General features: G+C 72.3%; 16 protein-coding genes and 1 tRNA gene. 8 read left to right on the forward strand and 9 right to left on the reverse strand.

Going from position 1 to position 15,468, the window contains the following annotated elements:
• Positions 1-14: 14 nt before the first annotated feature.
• Positions 15-608 (reverse strand): YdeI/OmpD-associated family protein, encoded by a 594-nt coding sequence (locus C1729_RS01000; RefSeq protein ID WP_102507937.1) that lies wholly within the window; start codon positions 606-608, stop codon positions 15-17.
• 134 nt (positions 609-742) lie between these two features.
• Here C1729_RS01000 and C1729_RS01005 point away from each other — a divergent pair, with 134 nt between their 5' ends.
• Positions 743-1,246, forward strand: a complete 504-nt coding sequence (locus tag C1729_RS01005) for a lipocalin family protein (protein WP_242493662.1) — start codon at positions 743-745, stop codon at positions 1,244-1,246.
• A gap of 257 nt (positions 1,247-1,503) precedes the next feature.
• A complete protein-coding gene (ppdK, locus tag C1729_RS01010) occupies positions 1,504-4,212 on the forward strand; it encodes a pyruvate, phosphate dikinase (protein ID WP_102507941.1) in 2,709 nt (902 codons plus the stop codon).
• Positions 4,213-4,408: 196 nt separating this feature from the next.
• Here the strand turns inward: ppdK and C1729_RS01015 are convergent, their stop codons facing one another.
• Positions 4,409-5,407 carry a Gfo/Idh/MocA family protein gene (locus C1729_RS01015; RefSeq protein ID WP_102507942.1) on the reverse strand — a complete coding sequence of 333 codons (999 nt, stop codon included), beginning with the start codon at positions 5,405-5,407 and terminating at the stop codon, positions 4,409-4,411.
• 302 nt (positions 5,408-5,709) lie between these two features.
• On the opposite strand from C1729_RS01015, the gene C1729_RS01020 reads away from it, so the two are divergent.
• Positions 5,710-6,585: a hypothetical protein gene (locus C1729_RS01020; RefSeq protein WP_129590621.1), complete on the forward strand. Its 876-nt coding sequence runs from the start codon at positions 5,710-5,712 to the stop codon at positions 6,583-6,585.
• A gap of 12 nt (positions 6,586-6,597) precedes the next feature.
• On the opposite strand, the gene C1729_RS01025 is transcribed toward C1729_RS01020, so the two are convergent.
• From C1729_RS01025 to C1729_RS01035, 3 genes are all read right to left on the reverse strand, one after another.
• Positions 6,598-7,209, reverse strand: a complete 612-nt coding sequence (locus C1729_RS01025) for a dihydrofolate reductase family protein (RefSeq protein ID WP_102507946.1) — start codon at positions 7,207-7,209, stop codon at positions 6,598-6,600.
• Positions 7,210-7,278: 69 nt separating this feature from the next.
• Positions 7,279-8,247, reverse strand: a complete 969-nt coding sequence (locus C1729_RS01030; RefSeq protein WP_102507948.1) for a DNA topoisomerase IB — start codon at positions 8,245-8,247, stop codon at positions 7,279-7,281.
• A gap of 1 nt (position 8,248) precedes the next feature.
• Positions 8,249-8,515, reverse strand: coding sequence for a Rho termination factor N-terminal domain-containing protein (locus C1729_RS01035; protein WP_102507950.1), 267 nt, complete (start codon positions 8,513-8,515; stop codon positions 8,249-8,251).
• A 160-nt stretch (positions 8,516-8,675) separates the two neighbouring features.
• Here C1729_RS01035 and C1729_RS01040 point away from each other — a divergent pair, with 160 nt between their 5' ends.
• A complete protein-coding gene (locus C1729_RS01040) occupies positions 8,676-9,539 on the forward strand; it encodes an SDR family oxidoreductase (protein ID WP_102507951.1) in 864 nt (287 codons plus the stop codon).
• Between the two features lie 60 nt (positions 9,540-9,599).
• Here the strand turns inward: C1729_RS01040 and C1729_RS01045 are convergent, their stop codons facing one another.
• The gene (locus tag C1729_RS01045; protein ID WP_102507953.1) at positions 9,600-10,148 is read right to left on the reverse strand and encodes a type 1 glutamine amidotransferase domain-containing protein; all 549 of its coding nucleotides are present in this window, start codon (positions 10,146-10,148) and stop codon (positions 9,600-9,602) included.
• Positions 10,149-10,192: 44 nt separating this feature from the next.
• On the reverse strand, positions 10,193-10,525 hold the full coding sequence (locus C1729_RS01050; protein WP_102507955.1) for a hypothetical protein: 333 nt from the start codon (positions 10,523-10,525) through the stop codon (positions 10,193-10,195).
• A gap of 164 nt (positions 10,526-10,689) precedes the next feature.
• On the opposite strand from C1729_RS01050, the gene C1729_RS01055 reads away from it, so the two are divergent.
• The 3 genes from C1729_RS01055 to C1729_RS01065 are packed head-to-tail and all read left to right on the forward strand — an operon-like array spanning position 10,690 to position 13,924.
• Complete coding sequence (locus C1729_RS01055) at positions 10,690-11,820, forward strand: acyl-CoA dehydrogenase family protein (RefSeq protein WP_129590622.1); 1,131 nt, start codon at positions 10,690-10,692, stop codon at positions 11,818-11,820.
• Positions 11,814-13,178 (forward strand): PIG-L family deacetylase, encoded by a 1,365-nt coding sequence (locus tag C1729_RS01060; RefSeq protein WP_102507957.1) that lies wholly within the window; start codon positions 11,814-11,816, stop codon positions 13,176-13,178. Before C1729_RS01055 ends, C1729_RS01060 begins: the two co-directional genes overlap by 7 nt.
• Complete coding sequence (locus C1729_RS01065) at positions 13,175-13,924, forward strand: glycosyltransferase family 2 protein (RefSeq protein ID WP_102507959.1); 750 nt, start codon at positions 13,175-13,177, stop codon at positions 13,922-13,924. The genes C1729_RS01060 and C1729_RS01065 overlap by 4 nt, the downstream gene beginning before the upstream one ends.
• Before the next feature lie 54 nt (positions 13,925-13,978).
• Here C1729_RS01065 and C1729_RS01070 read toward each other — a convergent pair whose 3' ends face one another.
• Together C1729_RS01070 and C1729_RS15270 are read right to left on the reverse strand one after the other, a co-directional pair.
• Entirely contained in the window at positions 13,979-15,055 is a 1,077-nt protein-coding gene (locus tag C1729_RS01070) for an SLC13 family permease (protein WP_340637928.1), read from the reverse strand.
• Positions 15,052-15,186, reverse strand: coding sequence for a hypothetical protein (locus C1729_RS15270; RefSeq protein ID WP_340637929.1), 135 nt, complete (start codon positions 15,184-15,186; stop codon positions 15,052-15,054). Before C1729_RS15270 ends, C1729_RS01070 begins: the two co-directional genes overlap by 4 nt.
• A 202-nt stretch (positions 15,187-15,388) precedes the next feature.
• On the opposite strand from C1729_RS15270, the gene C1729_RS01075 reads away from it, so the two are divergent.
• Positions 15,389-15,464, forward strand: a tRNA-Ala gene (locus C1729_RS01075).
• Positions 15,465-15,468 lie beyond the last annotated feature (4 nt).

Consider the following 15,468-nt stretch of genomic DNA (forward strand, 5'->3'; position numbering starts at 1 on the left):
GTAGGCGGGGGAGGTCAACTCGTCCGCGGATGCCAGAGAGCCCCCGAGGCGATCCGTTCGACGGCGCGCGCGACCGTCCGATCGCGAGTCTCGCCGGGGGCGGCCGTGACGACCCGGTGGAGCACCGCGTACCGGTTCGCGGCGTCGAGGCCCGCGAAGGCCTCGGCGGCGCCGGGCCGCGCGGCGAGCGCCGCCGCGAGGTCCTCAGGCACCTCGATCGTCGCCGAGCCCGCGTACGCGCGGTCCCAGCGGCCGTCTGCGCGCGCCGCGTCGACCTCGGCGCGGCCACGAACACGCATGCGCCCTTCGGCCTCGAGCCGCGCGACGTGCTCGACGTTGCGCGCCGACCACATGGACCGGCGTCGGCGGGGCGTGAAGCGTTGCAGGAAAACGGCCTCGTCGAACGACCGCTTCTGCCCGTCGATCCAACCTGAGCACAGCGCGACGTCGAGGGCCTGCGCGTACGTGAGGCTCGTCGGCGTCGTCGTTCCCTTCTTCGCGAGCGCGAGCCACACCCCGTCGGACGTGCCCTCGTGCGCCTCGAGCCACGTCCGCGACGCTGCGACGTCCGGGACGACGAACGGTTCTACTGCTCCAGCTGCTGGCATGTGGACCTCCTCGTGCAGGAGGAGCGTGCTGCTCCCCGGTCGAGCGTAGTGAGGTGCCCCGCGCACCAGAGGCGCGGATGCACCCTGCCCGGCTCCGTGGGACGGTGAGGAGCCGACGACGAACGGAGCACACCATGGACGTCACCTCGGTCCCCGCCCTCGACCTCGAGCGCTACCTCGGCCTCTGGTACGAGATCGGCCGCCTGCCGATGAAGCACGAGGACGACACCGCCCGCGACGTCACCGCCGAGTACACGCTCGACGACGACGGCAACGTGCGCGTCGACAACAGGTGCCTCGACGCCGACCGCGAACCCGTGCAGGCGCTCGGCAAGGCCACCCCGGACCCGGCGCACCCCGGCCAGCTCGAGGTGACGTTCCTGCCCGCCGGGCTGCGATGGATCCCGTGGACGAGCGCCGACTACTGGGTGCTGCGCATCGCCGACGACTACGGGACCGCGCTCGTCGGCTCACCCGACCGCAAGTTCCTTTGGCTCCTGGCACGTGCCCCGCACATCGACGGCGCTGTCGAGTCCGTCTTCCTCGGGACCGCACGCGCGCAGGGGTTCGACCTGGGACCGTGGATCCGGACGCCGCAGTCGGGCAGCCGAGTGACCGACGCGCAGCTCGCTGACTGACCCGCGCGAGGACCGCCCCGACGTGTCATGACGTCGGGGCGGTGGCACTCTCGACGCTAGGTGCACCACGGCGTGACGCTGGGACGATGGGCTCCGGGCGGCGGCACGGGACCAAGGGACCACGTTCGCGCGGCGACGTGCCGATATGTATGAGATCTAGGAAGAAGGACGGCACCGACGGCGTCCGACCACGGCCGCCATGCCGATGCCGTCTCGCGCGGGGCGCAACGGCGCGCCCCCCGACGTGGGAGGTTGGCATGGCCACGTACGTGCACCGGTTCGCTGACGGCGGCAAGGACGACAAGGACCTGCTCGGCGGCAAGGGGGCGAACCTCGCCGAGATGGTGAAGATCGGCCTGCCGGTCCCTCCAGGTTTCACGATCACGACGGAGGCGTGCCGCGCCTACATGCGCGACGGCGTCGTGCCGCCCGAGCTGCGGGTCGAGGTGACGATGGCGGTCCGCGAGATCGAGGACGCGTTCGGCCGCCAGCTCGGTGACGTGCGGGATCCGCTGCTCGTCTCGGTGCGGTCGGGCGCGAAGTTCTCGATGCCGGGGATGATGGAGACGGTCCTCAACGTCGGCCTCAACGACGCGTCCGTGCGTGGGCTTGCGGCGATGGCGGGCGACGAGCGGTTCGCGTGGGACTCCTACCGGCGGCTCGTGCAGATGTTTGGCCGCACCGTGCTCGGCCTCGACGGGGACCTCTTCGCGGACGCGCTCGACGCGCTCAAGGCGGAGCGTGGCGTGACGAGCGACGTCGACCTCACAGCCGACGACCTCAAGGGGCTCGTCGCGACGTACAAGGCGCTCGTCCTCGAGCACTCGGGCCGCGAGTTCCCGCAGCATCCGCGCGAGCAGCTCGACATGGCGATCGAGGCGGTCCTCGACTCGTGGAACACGGACCGCGCGCGGCTCTACCGGCGTCGGGAGCGGATCCCGGACGACCTCGGCACGGCCGTCAACGTGTGCACGATGGTCTTCGGCAACCTCGGCGAGGACTCAGGCACGGGCGTGTGCTTCACGCGCGACCCTGCGACGGGCCACTCGGGCGTGTACGGCGACTACCTGCCGAACGCGCAGGGCGAGGACGTCGTCGCCGGCATCCGCAACACGTTCCCGCTCGCGCACCTCGAAGAGCTCGACCCAACGTCGTACCGCGAGCTGCTCGCGGCGATGCGCAAGCTCGAGACGCACTACCGCGACCTGTGCGACATCGAGTTCACGATCGAGCGCGGCAAACTGTGGCTCCTGCAGACGCGCGTCGGCAAGCGCACGGCGGCCGCGGCGTTCCGGGTCGCGACGCAGCTCGTCGACGAGCACCTCATCACGCTCGACGAGGCCATCTCCCGCACGACCGGCGAGCAGCTCACGCAGCTGATGTTCCCGCAGTTCGACAGGTCGGGGGAGACGACGCTCCTCACGCGAGCGATGGCGGCGTCGCCAGGTGCGGCGGTCGGCGAGATCGTCCTCGACAACGCGCAGGCCGAGGCCCGCGCGGCCGAAGGTGCGAGCGTCATCCTCGTGCGACGCGAGACGAACCCCGACGACCTTCCGGGCATGGTTGTTGCGGCCGGCGTCCTCACGGCGCGCGGCGGCAAGACGTCGCACGCGGCGGTCGTCGCCCGCGGCATGGGCATCTGCGCGGTCGTCGGCGCGGACAAGCTCGACGTCGACCTCGCAGCTCGCGAGGTGCGGGTCGACGGGCGGGTGCTGCGACCCGGTGACGTCATCGCGATCGACGGGTCGACGGGTGAGGTGTTCCTCGGCGAGGTGCCGGTTATGGACTCGCCCGTCATGCGCTACCTGTCCGACGGCCTCGAGGCGGGCCTCGCGGCAGCGCCCGATGATGCGACGCGTGAGCTCGTCGGCGCCGTCGACCGCATCCTCGGGCACGCGGACAGCGTCCGCACCATGGAGGTGCGGGCCAACGCGGACTCGGCGGACGACGCGCTGCGGGCGCGCGCCCGCGGCGCGCAGGGCATCGGCCTGTGCCGCACGGAGCACCAGTTCCTCGGCGAGCGGCGCCACTTCGTCGAGGCCGTCGTCCTCGCCGAGAGCGACGAGGAGCGTGAGGCGGCGCTCGCGGACCTGCTGCCGCTGCAGCGCGGAGACTTCGCCGGGCTGCTCGAGGCGATGGACGGGCTGCCGACGACGATCCGGCTCATCGACCCGCCGCTGCACGAGTTCCTGCCGGACCTCACGGAGCTCTCGGTCAAGGTCGCGCTCGCGGAGCGCGACGGCGGCGCGGACCCGCACGACGTGAAGATCCTCGCGGCGGTGCGGCGCATGCACGAGCAGAACCCGATGCTCGGCCTGCGGGGTGTGCGGCTGGGCCTGAAGATCCCGGGGCTGTTCGCGTTGCAGATCCGGGCGGTCGCGGAGGCGACCGTCGAGCTGCGGGAACGTGGCTTCGACCCGCGTCCGGAGATCATGGTGCCGCTCGTCGGGTCGGTGAGGGAGATGCACCTTATCCGTGAGGAGGCGCTCGGCATCCTCACGGAGATTGGTCGAGGCTCGGGTCAGCTGCTCGACCTGCCGGTCGGTTGCATGATCGAGCTGCCGCGGGCGGCGCTCACGGCGCACCGGATCGCTGAGGAGGCGGACTTCTTCTCGTTCGGCACGAACGACCTCACGCAGACGACGTGGGGCATGTCGCGCGACGACGTCGAGGGCGCGTTCTTCCACGACTACCTCGACAACGGCGTCCTCACGATCTCCCCGTTCGAGACGATTGACGCGCTGGGCGTCGGAGCGCTCGTCCGGGTGGGCGTCGAGGGTGGGCGGTCGACGAAGCCTGAGCTGAAGATCGGGGTATGCGGCGAGCACGGCGGTGACCCGGAGTCGATCCGGTTCTTCCAGGCGGCGGGGCTCGACTACGTGTCGTGCTCGCCGTTCCGGGTGCCGGTCGCGCGGCTCGAGGCGGCGCGCGCGGCGGTCGAGGCGGGCGGTGACGCGACGCTCTGAGCCGCTGTCGCCAGCTCTTGGTGCCTCGCTGGTCCTCTGGTCGCTCACCGACCCCAGTGGTCCGATAGCCGATCCGTGCACGTGACGTGCACGGATCGGCTATCGGCACAGCGGACGGCGTCGACCAGGTCCGGGCCTGGACGTTCGATAGCCGATCCGTACGCCAGGGGCGTGCAGATCGGCTATCGAGGGTGCGTCAGGCCTGTGCCCGGCGGTAGCCAGCGAGGACCGCATCGATGACCTCGCCCGTGCGCAGCGCGGTCCGGCCGGTGCTGGGTGCCGGGCCGCCGTTGCCCGTGAGCTCGTCAACGATGAGCTGGATGAGCGGCTGCTGGACGTGCTCGGGGTACGGCGCCTGGATCTCGCGGTCGACGCCGCCGACACGCACCCGGATCGGGGCCTCGCCGAAGCACGGGAACCGTACCGAACCCCGCGTGCCGTGGAGCGCGATCTCGTCGGTGCGCTCGGCGTCGTCGTACGCCCACGCGCCCGTGCCGACGGCGCCCGACGCCCAGCGGAACGCCGCAACGACGTGGTCCTCCGCAAACGACGCGCCCGTGACGTTCGTCGCGATGCCGTGGACCTCCTCGACCGGGCCGAGGACGTGGTCGAGCCAGTCGAGGGCGTGAGAGCCGAGATCGACGAAGAGGCCGCCGCCGGAGATCTCCGGCTGGACGCGCCATGGCTGGTGACCCGGCTCCCACGCCTCGCCGGGGGAGGAGTTGCGGACGCTCACGGAGCGGATCTCGCCGAGCTCACCCGAACGCACGAGGTCCTCGACGATCTTGAAGCGCGGCATGGCCCGCCGGTAGTACGCGACGAACAGCGGCACTCCTGCGGCGTCGGCCGCGTCGATCATCGCGCGGCACTCGGCGGCCGTGCGCGCCATGGGCTTCTCGACGTAGACGGGCTTGCCTGCTGCGGCGACGCGGATCGCGTAGTCGGCGTGCGAGCCGGGCGGCGTCGCGATGTACACCGCGTCGACCTCGGGGTCGTTGATGAGTGCGTCGGCGTCGTCGTACCAGCGGGGCACCCCGTGCCGCGCCGCGTAGTCGGCAGCCTTGCCGCCGTCGCGACGCATGACGGCGACGAGCGAGGACCGCTCGGCCTTCTGGAAGCCGGGACCCGACTTGCGTTCGGTGACGTCACCGACGCCGATGATGCCCCAGCGGACGTGCGAGAGAGGAGCGGTCATGCGGCAACGGTAGCGGGATCTCGGTCGCGGGCCGCGGTAAATGTCGGCGGTGTGGTGCAGAGTCGGTTTGCGAACCACAAGTTGGAGTCGCCGAACGGCATGCTCTGGGCGGAAGGATACATTCAAAGATGTCGCAGTCTGAGGCAAGTTTGAGCTCACCACCGATTGCTGTCGCATCCGCGGATGAGGTGAGCGCTTGGCGCGCGACCGCGTTTGCGGCATCGCTGGCACTGTTGCTTGGCGCTTTGCTCTGCGTGTGCGTACTTCTTGAACCGGCTCTGCGCTTCAGGTCGGAGCCGTACGTGATGCGTGAAGTGATTGTCGAAGGTGCCGTTCAACACTTCGCCGCGGCGACGGGCATGGTTGTCTCCCTGGTTTTTGCTCTCGCCTTCGCAGGGATGACGATCTTGCGTGGCTCGGATGCGGGCACCTTGAGATTTCGCCGGCGGCTCGGCGACCTCACGGGTGCGCTCGTGGCAATAGAAGCGGTCGTCGCTGGTGTGGCCCTCCTGGGGCTCTTCAGCCAGCCACGAGCAGTCGTACATCAATGGTGGGTCTTTCCCGTGGCACTCGTGGCATGTGCCCTTGGAATTGAGCTCTCACGGTTCGTCGGGAGGCCAACTCGGGAGAAGCTCGTACGAGCACGCGCGAGGTTGGATCACGCGGAGACTGTGCTCGACCGTTGCCGGGCGAGCGATGGCGTGTCGCTGCCCTGGTCGTTCTCCATCGCGTGCGCCGTCGGGGTCCTACCGACGTTCATCGCAGTCCTTGCAACTGATGTTCCGCTTGTCGCGATGCTCGCGGCGGTCATCCTTTCGCTCATGTGCTCCTGCTACGGCGTTCTCGTCGCCGTTGCGAGTCTCGAGGACTCCAACATCGAGAGAACGTGGATGACAGTCCTCTTCCGCGTCTCTCTGGGGCTGCTCACGCTCCAAGTGTTCCTCACGTACGTCGCACGAGAGGAGCTGGGTGCAGCAGTCGTGATGTCACTCGCAGCGGCGCTTCCGGCCATCGGTGGGATGGTCCGGCGAGACACGGCGGGGCGGTGGGCTCGATTCACACTGGCGAACGGCGTCTCCGCGTGGCGTGAGAGAGCCTGGGCGGCCTCGGTGGATGAAGCGCGAGTCGAGCTTGCCAAGATAGAGACGGAGGCTCGTGAGGCGCTGCGTCGGCAGTAGCGCTGCGTCGGCTCACCACACCCCCTCGTCCGGAGCTCGCCGGTACGTGACGTGGGTGACGGCGTCCGACGTGCGCGACGCGACCGGCACGAGCGTGAGGCCCGGCCTCACACCCGCGAAGAGGCGCGCCCCGCCGCCGAGCGTCATGGGGGAGACGTGGAGCCGCAGCTCGTCGATCGCGTCGAGCGCGAGGAACTGGTCGGTCGTCGACGCGCCCCCGCAGATCGCGACGTCGCCATGCCCGGCGGCGTCGCGTGCGAGCCCGAGCGCGACCGTGGGCCCGCCCGTGACGAAGTGAAAGGTCGTGCCGCCCTCCATGGTCTTCGGCTCGCGCGGGTGGTGCGTGAGGACGAACGTCGGCGCGTGGTACGGCGGCTCGGGCCCCCACCAGCCGTCCCACTCCTCGCTCCAGGGCCCGCGGACCGGCCCGAACATGTTCCGGCCCATGACGAACGCGCTCGCGGCGGTGATCGCGCTGATCTCGGAGCAGTTCGTCTCGGCGTGGTCGAACATCCACCGGTGGAGCAGCTCGCCGCCCACGCCGAGCGGGCGCTCGCGCGACTGCTCGGGCCCGGCGACGTACCCGTCGAGCGACACCGTGACGTCGCACGTCACCTCACCCATGGCCGACCTCCTCGTCCGCCTTCCACGGTAGGCGTACCCGCGCGGGTGCGGCGGGTGGAGGCACCCGGCTCAGTCGTGCCGCACGAGGTCGAGGTACGCGGCTGCGATCTCACGATGCGTGTCGGCGACCTCGCCGCGCCGGTACGCGTCGAGGACGAGCGGGTCGACGTACGACGCTCGGGCGACCGCGGGCGTGTTGCCGAGGACGTCGGCGGTGAGGCGCACCGCGTCGCGGATCGCACGCTCCTGGTCGCGAGGGTCCTCGACGGGGCCGGTGAGCGCGAGCTCGTGCGCGGCGGTCGCCGAGCCCAGGAGCGTGCGCAGGTCCTTCGTCGTCGCATCGGTCCCGGTGACCTCCCTGACGTACGCGTTGAGCTCGGCCGACCGTAGCGGTCGCCATCGGCGGCCGTCGCGGTAGGCGACGAGGCGTGCGCGGGCGGACCTGTCGCGCTGGAGCGAGCGCACCGCGACCGCGAGGTCGTGGTCGGTCGCGCTCACGTGCCAGTGCATGCCGCTCTTGCCGGGGAAGTCGAGCGTCACGGTGTCGGCGTCGACGGTCGCGTGGCGGACGTCGAGCGTCGTGAGACCGCGGTGGCCCGTGACAACGGTGTGTCGCGCGTCGCCGACTCGGATGCCGACCGTGTCGACGAGTCGGAACCCGACGGCGAGCGCGCGCTCACGGCTCGCAGGTTCGGCGCCTAGGTCACGGCGCACGCGCCGGCGGGCGCGGGGGAGCGAGGCAGCGAGATCGGGCAGTCGTGCGAACTTCTCCGCGTCGTGCGCCTCGATCCACGCCGGGTGGTAGATGTACTGACGTCGTCCGGCGCCGTCGACGCCCGTGACGAGCACGTGGCTGCGCGGGTCCGGCGCGATCCACACGTCGGTCCAGGCGGGCGGGATCGCGAGCCCGTCGAGGCGCGCGATCGTCTCCGGGTCGGAGATCCTGTCGCCCTCGGTGTCGATGTAGAAGAAGCCCTTGCCGGCTCCGCGGCGGCCCCAGCCCGGTGCGCGCAGGTCGGCGCGGACGAGCCGTGCCATGTCAGTGCTCGCGCAGCAGGTCGATGAGCTCGGCCTTGCGCATGCGGGAGTAGCCGCTGAGCCCGAGCTCCTTGGCACGAGCGCGCAGCTCGGGAACGGTGCGGTCCTCGTAGTCCTCGGCCTCGCCACCGCGTCGGCCGACCTTCGAGCGCCCGTCGCGGGCGGCCGCATTCGAGATGCGCGCGGCCTTCTCCTTCGACGCGCCGTCGTCGACGAGTTTCTCGTAGAGCTCGGGATCCTTGAGCTGGGGTGTCTTCGTGCGTGGCATGTCGACCTCCGTCGTCGGGGATCACCCCATCGTGCGCACGGGTGGCGCCTCGGCGCCACCCGTGCGCCGGGATGCAGGCTCGGGAGGCCGCACCTAGCGTGGTGAGGACGGCGCGTGCCGTCCCGGCACGCGCTCTGCCTGACGACGACGGGAGCACGACATGACCGAGGAGAACCGGGCCTTCCCCGCGCAGCAGCAGGAGCCGCCGGGCTTCACGGCGCCCATGGAGCCGCGGCCGGACCACGGGGAGACGTCGTACACGGGGCACGGGCGCCTCGACGGGATGCGGGCGCTCATCACGGGCGGCGACTCCGGCATCGGGCGGGCGGTCGCGATCGCGTATGCGCGGGAGGGCGCCGACGTCGCGATCTCGTACCTGCCGGAGGAGCAGGAGGACGCGGAGGAGACTGCACGGTGGGTCGAGCGGGTGCAGCGCAGGTGCGTGCTCGTCCCGGGCGACCTCACGCAGGAGGACGTGTGCCGGCAGACGGTCGAGCGCGCGGTCGAGGGCCTGGGTGGGCTCGACGTCCTCGTCAACAACGCTGGCTACCAGATGGCGCGCCGCGACTCGGTCGCGGACGTCACGACGGACGACCTCGACCGGGTCATGCGCACGAACCTCTACGCGCTCGTGTGGCTCGTCCAGGCTGCTTTGCCGCACCTGGGCAGCGGCTCGAGCATCATCAACGTGTCGTCGATCCAGGCGTACCAGCCGTCGAACGCGCTGCTCGACTACGCGTCGACGAAGGCGGCGATCAACAACCTCACGGTCAACCTCGCGGCTGAACTCGGACCGAAGGGCATCCGCGTCAACGCGGTCGCGCCGGGGCCGATCTGGACGCCGCTGCAGCCAGCCACGCAGCCGAACGAGAAGATCGAGCAGTTCGGTCTCGACACGCCGCTCGGACGTGCGGGGCAGCCTGCGGAGTGCGCCCCGGCGTTCGTCTTCCTCGCGTCGCCGCGCGACGCAAGCTACGTCTCCGGGACGGTGCTCGGCGTCACGGGCGGCAAGCCGGTGTTCTGAGACGGGGCATGCACGAGGGGCCCGGAACCACAAGGTTCCGGGCCCCTCGCCATGCGTGCGTCAGGCGTGCTGTCCGGCGTGGACGCCCTCGCCGATCTCCTCGACGAGCTTGTCGTTGAACGCCGGCAGGTCGTCGGGCGTGCGGCTCGAGACGAGACCCTGGTCGACGACGACCTCCTCGTCGACCCACTCCGCGCCCGCGTTGCGCAGGTCGGTACGCAGGCTCGGGTAGGACGTGAGGGTGCGGCCGCGGACGACGTCGGCCTCGACGAGTAGCCACGCACCGTGGCAGATGACGCCGACGGGCTTGCCAGCCGCGAAGAACGCGCGGGCGAGCGCGACGGCCGCCTCGTCGAGCCGCAGGTGGTCTGCGTTGACGACGCCGCCGGGCAGGACGAGGGCGTCGTAGTCGTCGGCCGAGGCCTCGCCTGTCGTCCTGTCGACGGGGTGCTCGTGGCCGTTCTTGCCGGTGAGCGTGCCCGTCTCGGGGGCGATGAGGTGCGCGGTCGCGCCGTGCCCCGTGACCGCCTCCCACGGGCTCATGAGCTCGGAGTCCTCGAAGCCGTTCGTGGCGACGAACGCGATCTTCTTGCCGGTGAGATGTGACATGGTGCCTCCTTCTCTCGGGTTCTCCTGCAGGGTCTTCTACGCCATCACGGCCCGCTGGTCGGCGCCACCGGGGGCGTGCTCATCGTCGGTGGCGGCGTGTGGTCGTCGTCGCGGTGGAGCGCGTGCGTGACCTTGTCCTTGAGCGCTGTTCCGGCGTCGCCGGCGACCTCGCCCACCTTCGCGCGGACGGCGGCGCCCGCGGCACCTGCCGCCTCGGCGGCACGCTCCTTCGCGGAGTCGACGACCTCCTGGACGCGGTCGTCGGCGAGCACGGAGCGTGCCTTGGCCTTGATCTCCTCGTAGCGGGCGCGGCCCGCACGGCTGCCGAGCACGTACCCGACCGCAGCACCCGCGAGGAACGTCATCTTCGAGCCCATGGGTTCGTCCTTCCGTCGTGTCCGGTGGCCTTCGCGGCCCGTCCCTCCATCGTGCGCCGCGCCTCGGCGGCGCGCATCTGGGCGGGTCGACGGTGGCACCCGGGTCGCGCGGTCGGTCGTCGCAGGTCATCATCGGTCCACGTCCGACGACGAAGGAGGGATCGATGGCAGGTTCGACGGTGCCGACGGGCCCGGTTCAGGACAGCGTGGTGCGGGACGACGCGGTGCGGGCTGCCGTGCCGCAGCTTCGCACGTCAGGGGAGGTGTGGAGCGTCGTCGCGTTCGGCGCCGAGGGACCGCGCGACGCGCGGGACCGCGCGCTCGCGCTTCTCGCCGACGTGAGCGATGTCGGCGGGGCGCTCGCGGTCGCGCCGCAGCTGCCAGCGACCCTGCGTCCGGGCGGTGACGGGACGGTGGCGGTGTGGGAGCTGCTCGCGACGGTCGCGTCCCGCGACCTCGGGCTCGCGCGGGCGATCGAGCCGCACCTCGACGCGCTCGCGATCCTCGCGCAGGCGGGGCTCGCGCCGGACGACGTCGTGACGGACGGCGCACGGGCGTCGTGGGGCGTGTTCGCGGCGGAGGGGCCGGCGGCGACGCTCGCGGCGCAAGCCTCGGACGACGGTCGCGTCGTGCTGCTCAACGGGACGAAGCCGTGGTGCTCGCTCGCGGACCGGCTCGACGCGGCTCTCGTCACGGCGCGTGACGCAGCGGGGGAACGTCAGTTGTACGCGGTCGACCTGCGGCACGCGGGCGTCGCCGCGGCGGCCGAGGAGTGGGTTGCGCGCGGCCTCACGGAGATCCCAAGCACGGGCCTCGAGCTCACGGCGGTCCCGGCGGTCGCGGTCGGGGAACCCGGCTGGTACCTCGAGCGTCCCGGTTTCGCGTGGGGCGGCGCGGGGGTTGCGGCGTGCTGGTACGGCGGGGCTGTCGGGCTTGCGCGTACGCTGCGCGAGCAGGTCGCGCGACGGTCGGATGCCGAGCTGCTCCTCATGCACCTGGGCGACGTCGACGAGCATCTGCACGCGGCGCGGGCCGTGCTCGGCGAGGCGGCGCGCGAGGTGGCCGCGGGTCGTCCGACGCCCGTGACGACCGCACGAGTTCGGGCCGTGGTCGCCCGCACGTGCGAGCGGGTGCTGCGGACGGTAGCGCACGCACTCGGCCCTGCACCTCTCGCGCTCGACGCCGCTCACGCCAAGCGGGTCGCCGATCTCGAGATCTACGTGCGTCAGCACCATGCGGAGCGTGATCTCGTGTCGTTGGGCCGCAAAAACCTCGCGACGGGGCCGTCGTGGTGAGCTTCGACGCTGCCGAGCCGGGGACGGACGCGCGCGCGTGGGACGCGGCGCTCGCGGCGCTGCCCGCGCTCGCGCTGCCGGCGGTCGACCGGGTCGTGGTCCTCGCGGCGCACGCGGACGACGAGACCCTCGGGGCGGGCGGCCTCCTCGCGCGGCTCGGCGCCTCGGGCGTGACGCTCGAGGTCGTGTGCGTGACGGACGGCGCGGCGTCGCACGCGGGCGTCGGGCGCGACGAGCTCGTCGCGACGCGGCGTGCCGAGCTCCGCGAGGCGCTCGACGTCCTGTGCCCGGGCGCGCAGGTTCACGTGCTCGACCACCCCGACGCGGCCACGGGCGCGCACCGCGCGGGGGTGCGCGCCGACCTCGCCCGGGTCCTCGACGCCGGGACGGTTGGCGCGCGGCTGCTCGTCGTCGCGCCGTGGCGCGGCGACGGGCATCACGACCACCGGGTCGTCGGGGAGGTCGCCGCTGAGCTCGCCGCGGAGCGCGGCGCGCACCTCTGGGAGTATCCGGTGTGGCTGTGGCACTGGGGCGACCCGGACGCCGGGCTGCCCGAGGGCGCTCGCGCGCTGATCCTGCGGGACGCGGAGGTCGTCGCGAAGATGCGGGCGCTCGGCGCCTACGAGTCGCAGACGATGCCCGACGCTGCGGGAAACGCGCCGGTGCTGCACGCCCGGTTCCTTCGGCACGTGGTGCGGGACGTCGAGACGTTCGTCGTCACGCCCGCCCGGGGCGCTGCCGACCGGCCCGAGCGGCTGGGCGCGGAGTACTTCACGGAGCTCTACGGCCGCCGGGAGGACCCGTGGCGGCTCGGCACGCGATGGTACGAGCGGCGCAAGCGTGCGCTCACGGTCGCGAGCCTGCCGCGGGAGGACCTCGGTCGCGTGCTCGAGATCGGGTGTTCGCTCGGGCACCTCACGGTCGACCTGGCGTCGCGGGCCCGGGAGGTCGTCGCGCTCGACGTCGCCGAGCGAGCCGTCGAGCAGGCACGGCAGCGCGTCGCGGACGCGGGCCTCGCCGACAGGGTCGACGTGCGGGTCGGCTCGGCGCTTGACGCGCTGCCGGACGGGCCGTTCGACACCGTCGTCGTCTCCGAGGTGGGCTACTACCTCTCGCGCACGGACCTCGCGGACCTTGCGACCCGCCTCCTGGGCGTGCTCGCCCCGGCGGGGTGCGTTGTCACGTGCCACTGGCGCCACGACGTGCCGGAGTACCCGCTCACGGGTGACGACGCGCGGGACGTCCTGGCGCGCGGGCTCGGCCTGCGGCGGCTCGTCGAGCATGTCGAGGAGGACTTCGTCCTCGACGTCCTCTCCCGCGACCCGCGCTCGGTCGCGGCGCTCGAGGGGCTGACATGACGGCGACGACGCGGGTGCGACGCACAGAGGTTGTCGTGCCCGCGCACGACGAGGAGGGACTCGTCGGCCGGTGCGTCGAGGGTCTCGCGGCTGCCGTCGGGCATGCCCGCGCGCACGGCCTCGACGCGCGGGTGACGCTCGTCCTCGACGCGTGCCGCGACGCGACCGGCACGGTCGCGGCGGAGGCCGCGGCGCGCGCGGGCCTCGACCTCACGGTCGTGGAGCTCGACGCGTGCGCGGTCGGTCGCGCCCGCGAGGCGGGGGTCGCGGCGGTGCGTGCACGGCTCGCCCGCGAGGCTGCTGTCGCGGACGAGGAGGTGTGGCTGCTCCATACGGACGCGGACTCCGTCGTCGGGCACGACTGGATCGTCGAGCACGTGCGGCTCGCGGACGCGGGGGCCGACGTCGTCGTCGGAACCGTCCGTCCCGATCCTGCGGACCTCGGGCCGGAGCGGACGCGAGCGTGGGCCGCGACGCGCGTGCCCGGGCGGCCCAACGGTCACGTCCACGGCGCGAACCTCGGCCTACGACTGTCTGCGCACGTTGCTGCCGGTGGCTTCGACCCGGTCGTCGCGCACGAGGACGTCGGGCTCGTCGCGCGGCTGCGTGCGCTGCCGGTGAGGATCGTCGCGTCGGACGTCGTCGACGTCCTCACGTCAGGCCGGACGGAGGGCCGGGCGCCGCACGGGTACGCGCAGTACCTGCGCGAGCGGTTCGCGCCTGCGGGATCTGGTGCGCCGTCGTGAGGGACGTGGTGGGGCGCAGGGTCACCGCCGCCGCTGGGCCGCGGCGGGACGCGCTCAGGTTGCGGCGATCGTGAGGGTCGCGAGGAGCACCGTGAGCGGTGCGACGAGCAGGCCGAGCGCCATGTAGCCGCCCCAGCGGACGCTCACGCCGAGGCGGGTGAGGCGATCGTGCCAGAGGAGCGTGGCGAGCGACGCCCACGGTGTGACGAGCGGCCCCGCGTTGACGCCGACGAGCAGCGCGACGAGGCGCGCAGGGGAGCCCGTCACGGGCTCGAGGGCGAGGTAGGCGGGCAGGTTGTCGACGAGGTTCGCGCCGAGCATGCCGGTCGCGGCGACGCGCAGCAGGTCGGCCGTCCCCTCGCCCTCGCCTGCGACGCGCGCGAGCCACGCGCCGAGGCCCGCCCCGTGGGCGGCCTCGAACACGACGAAGAGACCGCTCACGAGCACGAGCGTCGGCCAGGGGATGAGGCTCCAGCACAGAGCGTCGGGTTTGCCGGGAGCGCCGCGCCCGTCGGGAGCACCGTGCCCGTCGGGAGTCGCGCGCTCGCGGAGCGTGAACGCGCCCGCGAGCACGGCGGCGGCGACGACGGCGGGGATCCACACGTCGATGCCCGAGACGAGCGCGGGCACGAGCAGTGTGACCGTGACGCCTGCGATCCGCAGGAGCACGGGGTCGTACGGTTCGGGCGGTCGCTGCTCGGGGTCGTGGCGGCCCGTGAGCGCGCGGCGGAACAGGACCAGCAGCACGAGCATGGGGACGACGGTCGCGACGAGAGCGGGCGCCCACGTGAGGCGCGCGAACGCGAGCGGACTCGGGTCGCCGAGCGCGTGCAGCGCGAGGAGGTTCGTGAGGTTCGACGTCGGCAGCCACAGCGAGCCCGCGTTGGCGAGCCACACGGTCGTGAGCGCGAACGGCAGGGGAGCGACGTCGACGTGCCGCGCGAGCACGACGACGACGGGGGTGAGAAGGACGGCGGTCGTGTCGAGCGACAGGAATGCGGTCGAGACGGCGCCCGCGACGACGACGAGACCCCACAGCGCGAGCGTGCTGCCGCGGCCCCAGCGGGCGACGCGCGCGGCGACCGCGTCGAAGAGTCCCGCGCGCGCGGCGAGGTCCGTGACGACGGTCATGCCGACGACGAACGCGAGGACGGGACCGACGCGTGCGGCGAGGCGGCGACGTCGGCGAGGGGGAGGACGCCCACAGCGACGAGGACCGCGCCGACGACGAGCAGGGCGAGGCCCGTCAACGTCGTGCGCATTGCTGGCTCCGGTTCTCGGGTACGCGTGCCTCTTTGGGCGAGAGGCCCGGGGCGATGCTAGTCGGCTGGGATCGTGGTGCTGCACGTCTGCCTGGGCGGCGGTCCTTCCACGGCGACGTCTCCCGGCTGGTGTCTCGGGGCCGTGCGTAGAGCACCGTCCGCGAGCAGGTAGGATCTTCCGTGTTCGGAGCCACGGCTCCGCGGGGCTGTGGCGCAGCTGGTAGCGCACCTGCATGGCATGCAGGGGGTCAGGGGTTCGAGTCCCCTCAGCTCCACCATGTG

Source organism: Sanguibacter massiliensis (genome assembly GCF_900240335.1).
Taxonomy (GTDB): Bacteria; Actinomycetota; Actinomycetes; order Actinomycetales; family Cellulomonadaceae; genus Flavimobilis; species Flavimobilis massiliensis.

Coding starts and splice junctions, on each gene's coding strand:
- C1729_RS15270 (WP_340637929.1), bottom strand. CDS start 15,186: ATGCGCACGACGTTGACGGGCCTCGCCCTGCTCGTCGTCGGCGCGGTC.
- C1729_RS01050 (WP_102507955.1), bottom strand. CDS start 10,525: ATGGGCTCGAAGATGACGTTCCTCGCGGGTGCTGCGGTCGGGTACGTG.
- C1729_RS01065 (WP_102507959.1), top strand. CDS start 13,175: ATGACGGCGACGACGCGGGTGCGACGCACAGAGGTTGTCGTGCCCGCG.
- C1729_RS01070 (WP_340637928.1), bottom strand. CDS start 15,055: ATGACCGTCGTCACGGACCTCGCCGCGCGCGCGGGACTCTTCGACGCG.
- C1729_RS01025 (WP_102507946.1), bottom strand. CDS start 7,209: ATGGGTGAGGTGACGTGCGACGTCACGGTGTCGCTCGACGGGTACGTC.
- C1729_RS01015 (WP_102507942.1), bottom strand. CDS start 5,407: ATGACCGCTCCTCTCTCGCACGTCCGCTGGGGCATCATCGGCGTCGGT.
- C1729_RS01045 (WP_102507953.1), bottom strand. CDS start 10,148: ATGTCACATCTCACCGGCAAGAAGATCGCGTTCGTCGCCACGAACGGC.
- C1729_RS01000 (WP_102507937.1), bottom strand. CDS start 608: ATGCCAGCAGCTGGAGCAGTAGAACCGTTCGTCGTCCCGGACGTCGCA.
- ppdK (WP_102507941.1), top strand. CDS start 1,504: ATGGCCACGTACGTGCACCGGTTCGCTGACGGCGGCAAGGACGACAAG.
- C1729_RS01040 (WP_102507951.1), top strand. CDS start 8,676: ATGACCGAGGAGAACCGGGCCTTCCCCGCGCAGCAGCAGGAGCCGCCG.
- C1729_RS01005 (WP_242493662.1), top strand. CDS start 743: ATGGACGTCACCTCGGTCCCCGCCCTCGACCTCGAGCGCTACCTCGGC.
- C1729_RS01055 (WP_129590622.1), top strand. CDS start 10,690: ATGGCAGGTTCGACGGTGCCGACGGGCCCGGTTCAGGACAGCGTGGTG.
- C1729_RS01030 (WP_102507948.1), bottom strand. CDS start 8,247: ATGGCACGGCTCGTCCGCGCCGACCTGCGCGCACCGGGCTGGGGCCGC.
- C1729_RS01035 (WP_102507950.1), bottom strand. CDS start 8,515: ATGCCACGCACGAAGACACCCCAGCTCAAGGATCCCGAGCTCTACGAG.